General features: G+C 73.5%; 4 protein-coding genes. All 4 read left to right on the forward strand.

The window, feature by feature from the left end; genetic code table 11:
• Positions 1-396: hypothetical protein (locus AB0M46_RS51035; RefSeq protein ID WP_363348969.1), on the forward strand; the 396-nt coding region annotated here is incomplete at its 5' end.
• Positions 393-1,229, forward strand: coding sequence for a hypothetical protein (locus tag AB0M46_RS51040; RefSeq protein ID WP_363348971.1), 837 nt, complete (start codon positions 393-395; stop codon positions 1,227-1,229). The genes AB0M46_RS51035 and AB0M46_RS51040, both read left to right, overlap by 4 nt.
• A gap of 17 nt (positions 1,230-1,246) precedes the next feature.
• Positions 1,247-2,791: a hypothetical protein gene (locus tag AB0M46_RS51045; protein WP_363348973.1), complete on the forward strand. Its 1,545-nt coding sequence runs from the start codon at positions 1,247-1,249 to the stop codon at positions 2,789-2,791.
• A gap of 23 nt (positions 2,792-2,814) precedes the next feature.
• Positions 2,815-4,563 (forward strand): NAD-binding protein, encoded by a 1,749-nt coding sequence (locus AB0M46_RS51050; protein ID WP_363348975.1) that lies wholly within the window; start codon positions 2,815-2,817, stop codon positions 4,561-4,563.
• Positions 4,564-4,672 lie beyond the last annotated feature (109 nt).

Genomic DNA, 4,672 nt, shown 5'->3' on the forward strand with positions numbered 1-4,672 from the left:
ACGGTGTCCGTGGACGGCACGATCTTCTGGGACCAGGGCGGCAACGTCGACACCCGCGCGATCGTCCGCTTCGACAACCAGAACGGGCTGCTCACGGTCCTGCCGTGGCTCGGCCCGCTGCTCGGCGTGGGGCTCGCGGCGGCCCTCGCCACCCTGGTGCCGCACCCGCACTCCGCGCTGCTGGGACTGGCCGCCGCGGCCCTCGTCACGCTGGCCGCGGCGCCGGCACAGCACCCGCCGGGGCTGCTCGGCCCGCTGTCCATCCCGGCCGCCGCGGCCGCGGTGGTCCTCGGCGGCGCGCTGTGGGGCGTCTTCGGCGCCCTGGCCGCCCTGGTCCTGGCCAGCGTCGGGGCGCGGATCCGGCGCCGGCACCGCCGGCCCGGGCCGGTCACGTGATCGAGTACCTGCGGGGGCTTCGGGTCGGGGTGCTGCGCAAGGGCGGGAACGCCGTCGAGCGCAGCCTGGCCGCGGTCGGTGACGAGACGCCGCCGCGAGGCTCCCGCAGTACCGGCGCGGGTCCTTTCTGGCCCGTCGACAAGTGGGTCCACGCGCTCTATGCCGCCGGGCTCACCACGGCCGCCGGGGTCGCGCTCGCGATCAACTGGCTCGCCCCGCCGGCCGTCATCCGCACGTTCCTGGCGGTCGTCGCGGCGACGATGTTCCTGCTGGTCGGCTACCTGCTGGTGGCGGCGCCGACCCGGCGGGGGCGGGCCATGCGGCGGTACCTCACCGACCCCCGCGACCGCACGGAGTTCGAGGCCGCCGCGGCCAACGCCGACCGCATCCGGCTGACCTGGCCGGCCCTGGAGCGGCTGGCCGAACCGAACGACCCGACCGACACGCTCGAGCGCGCGCTGTGGGAGCTGGCCCAGGCCCTGGCCGAGCGCGGCGAGCTGCGGGCGGCCGACCGCGACCTTCGCGCCTCGGTCGGCGACCCGATCGGCGCCGGCACGCTCTTCAGCGCGGTGACCGACCGGCAGGCGGAGATCGCGCACCGGCTGACCCAGGTCGACGCGGAGGTGCGCCGCCGGGCCGCCCAGCTGCGCCGGCTCGCGGTGCTGTGCCAGGACTTCCTGGACCAGCGCAACGCCCAGACAAGGGCCCGGATGCGGGTCAGCGCGGCCGACGCCCTGCTGGGCACCCTGCGCTCCCGCCCGGAGCCCGATCTGGTCGAGCGCACGGAGGTGGTGCTCGCCGCCTATCGGGAGCTGGCCGACGAATACACCTGATCGGCTACTCTCCCGGGGTGCGGCAGAAGGCGTTGATCGGGGTCGGGTCCGTGGTGGCGGCCGTTGGGCTCTTCCTGGCGTACCTCAGGATGGCCCGCGCCTTCCCGATCAACGGCGACGGGGCGAGCAACGCGCTGCAGGCCTGGGACATGTTCCACGGCAACCCCCTGCTCAAGGGGTGGGCGCTGTCGGACGTGTCCTTCTACCCGACCGAGCTCGTGCAGTACGGCATCGTGCAGTGGATCACCGGCGTCACCGCGGACCAGGTGCACGTGACGGCGGCGATCACCTACACGATGATCTTCTTCATCGCCGCATGGCTGGCCAAGGGGCGGGCCACCGGCCTGGAGGCATGGCTGCGCATCGGCGTGGCGGTCGCCATCCTGCTGCTGCCCGTGCCCGGCACCGGCTACCAGACGCTGCTCTCCTCCCCCAACCACACGGGGACGGCGGTACCACTGCTGCTCGCCTGGCTGGTCCTGGATCGCTCGAAGCATCGGATCTGGACGCCGGTCCTGCTGGCCGCGCTGCTCGGCTTCGGCGCGATGGGCGACCCCCTGGTCACCTTCGTCGGCGCGGTGCCCGTGATCGTCGTCTGCGCCTACCGGGCGATCCGCGCCCGCGGCGCCGAGCGCTGGTTCGAGGCGAGCCTCATCCTCGCCGCGGCCGTCTCGGTGGCCATCTCCCGGGGCTTCCGCCACCTGCTCGACGCGCTCGGCGCCTTCCAGTCCCCGCACCCGCCGATCGAGCTGGCTCCGCTGGCCGACTGGCCGCACCGGGCCTGGATGACGGCCCGCATGGTCGGGGTCATCTTCGGCACCCACCGCCCCGGCTGGCACCCGCCGGTCCTCGAGGTCCTCCTCTCCCTCCTGCACCTGGTGGGCTTCCTGGTCGCGCTGGCCGCGTTCGCGGTCACCCTGGTGCGGGCCGTGCGCGGCACCGCCGACCGGGTCGACACGATCATGATCGCGGCGATCGCCTGCGACCTCGGCGCCGAGATCGTCTCCACCATCTCCGTCGACCTCATGGCCGCCCGCGAGATCGCCCCGGTGCTCCCGATGAGCGCCGCTCTGGCCGCCCGCTTCGCCGGGCCCTGGCTCGCCACCGCCGGGCGCCGCAAGATCGGCCGGGGTGTGCTGGCCGGGGTCCTCGCCGTCTTCACGCTCACGCTCGTGATCTACTCCCCGCCGCGCGCCGACCCCGCGGAGGCCCAGGTCGCGGCCGACTACCTGCGCTCGCGCAACCTCGAGTACGGGCTGGGCGCCTACTGGGCGTCGAACAACATCACGGTGACCACCGAGCGCGCGGTCACCGTGGCCCCGGTGACCGGTGGCGGCGACCGGCTCGTGCCCTTCTGCTGGCAGTCGAAGGGGGCGATGTACGACGCGAAACAGCACAACGCCCGGTTCGTCGTCCTGGAGAAGGACCGCCCGTTCTACGGCACCCCGGAGCAGGCCGAACACGTGTGGGGCCCGCCGGTCGAGCGGCACGACATCGGCAAATACGCGATCCTGCTGTACGACGTGAACCTCCTCGACGGCTTTCCCCCACCCTGTAGCTAGCCCGGTGTCGATACGATCGCGGCGTGCGCAAGTTCGTCGTCTGGGGTGACAACGCGCTCGCCCGCCGACTGGTCGGCGAGCTGATCAACACGTACAGTGCCCAGGTCACGGTCATCGTGCCGGACCTCACCGCCAACCAGGCTCCCGAGATCGCCGACATCCGCGCCGATGACGACCCCGACGAGCGCCCGGTCGTCATCGCCGCCCGCAAGCTCACCAAGGCCGTCTTCGAGACCGCCGACCTGAGCGACGCCGACGCCATCGCCTTCGTCGACACCGACGACGTGGCCAACGTCGACGCCGCCCTCATCGCCCGCGAGGTCGACCCGACCATCCGGGTGGTCCTGCGCATGTTCAACACCGTCCTCGGCGCCGGCGTCATGGAGCGGCTCTCCAACTGCGCGGTGCTGTCGGCCTCCGAGATCGCCGCGCCCGCGTTCGTCGCCGCGGCGCTCGGCGACAGCAGCCCGACCACCGTCCGGCTCTCCGACGGCCAGCAGCTCGTGGCGATCGACCGGTCCCTGGCCAACCCCGCCGACATCCGGTGCGGCCTGGCCAACACCGCCGACGCAGACAGCTTGCCGACCGACCCGGACCGCGCCGACCTGGTCCTGGCCAGCCTCTACGGCCGCCGCGCGGGGCCGGCACGGGGGCAACGCAAGCGCCGGCACCCGCTGCGGGCCACGCGGATCCTGCTGCGCGGCAGCGGGCTGCGCCGGGTGCTGGTCAGCTCGCTCGCCATCCTGGCCCTGGGCACGGTCGCGGTGGCCGTGGCCCGGCACGTCGGCATCTGGCGCGCGGTGTACTTCGCCGTGCTCACGGCCCTGGGCGGGGCCAATCCCGACCCCGACGCCACCACCTCCGCCCAGGCGGTCGACATCGTGCTGGTGGTGGCCGGCGTGGCCATCATCCCGGCGCTCACCGCCGCCGTCGTCGGCATCGTGGTCAAGGCTCGCCTGGCCATCGCCTCCGGCGGCCTCACCGAGCCGATCGCCGGCCACGTCGTGGTGGTCGGCCTGGGCAACGTCGGCACCCGCGTCGTGCGCGAGCTGCACGACCAGGGCATCGACGTGGTGGCCGTGGACCGCGACGAGCGGGCCCGCGGCGTACAGGCCAGCCGGGACCTCGGCCTGCCGGTCATCATCGGCGACGCCACCAACCCGGACACGCTGAGCGCCGCCTCCGTGGCCACCGCCCGCTGCCTGGTCGTGGTCACCACCGCCGACGTCACCAACCTGGAGGCCGCGCTGCTGGGCCGCGACCTGGCCCGGCGGGCCGGCCTCGACGTCACGCTGCGGGTCGTGCTGCGCCTCTTCGAGGAGGACTTCGCCCGGCGCATCAAGACCGCGTTCGACATCAACCTGTCGCGCAGCGTGTCGTACCTGGCCGCGCCCGCCTTCGCCGCCTCCATGGTGGGCAGCGAGGTCATCGACACCATCCCGGTCGGCCGCCGCGTGCTGCTGCTGGCCGAGGTGCCGGTCGGCGCCGGCTCGCAGCTGGAGGGCAAGTACTTCCGCGAGGTGAGCGAGCCGGGCCTGGTCCGCCTGGTGGCCGTGCAGACCGGGCGGGCCGGCCTGGGGGTCGGCGTGCAGACCTTCTGGGCGCCTGAGCAGAACCGCTGGCGGACGCTGGACCGCACGCACACCATGGTCGTGGTGGCCACCCGGGTCGGCCTGGTGGCCCTGCTGGCCCGCGCGGCCGGCGTGGACAACCCCCCGCCGTTCCACCCACCGTCGGCCCCGCCGCTGCTCACGCCGCAGCCGCGCGGCTGAGGCGACCGGTGTGCCGCAGTGGCACGTTTTCGGGATTCGTTGTGTCTGGCGTGGTCGTACGGTTCTTCTCAACAGGGATGACGAAGATTTCGAATAAGGGGATACGGCG

The organism is Dactylosporangium sp. NPDC051485 (assembly GCF_040682015.1).
Lineage (GTDB): Bacteria > Actinomycetota > Actinomycetes > Mycobacteriales > Micromonosporaceae > Dactylosporangium.